2 pseudogenes are annotated in these 383 nt (G+C 60.8%); both read right to left on the minus strand.

Annotated features, from left to right (window positions below):
* A pseudogene (locus AC5RUU_RS19635) lies at positions 1 to 181 on the minus strand (IS3-like element ISCod1 family transposase); the annotation flags it as partial.
* A pseudogene (locus AC5RUU_RS19640) lies at positions 175 to 383 on the minus strand (IS3-like element ISCod1 family transposase); the annotation flags it as partial. The pseudogenes AC5RUU_RS19640 and AC5RUU_RS19635, both read right to left, overlap by 7 nt.

A 383-nucleotide genomic window follows, 5' to 3' on the forward strand; every position in this document is an offset into this window, starting at 1 on the left:
AACGGGCATGGTTCTCCATGAAGATTTCAGTGACCGCGTCCTTTAGTGCTGCTTGCGGGTCGGGAGTCTGGAGTCGGCTCTGGTGATAGAAGTAGGTCGACCGGGCCAGTCCGGCAACGTCCAGAAGTACATCCAGCCGGTGTTCGGCCTTGAGAGCGATGACGGCACGGGCCTTTAGCACCGCCCCTCGTCCCTCAAGGCCTGCACTTTTCCCAAGAAGGCCACCTCTGCCCTCAGGCGCTCGTTCTCGCGGCGCAGACGCTGCAGCTCTGATTCAGGCTTCGCAGGAGCAGCAAGGCTTGATTTGGGACGGCCTTTCGGTTTCGGGCGCAGGCCTTCCTGGCCCTCATCCCTGTATTGCTGAGCCCACTTCTCCAGCAAAC

This window comes from Arthrobacter sp. K4-10C (assembly GCF_059090085.1).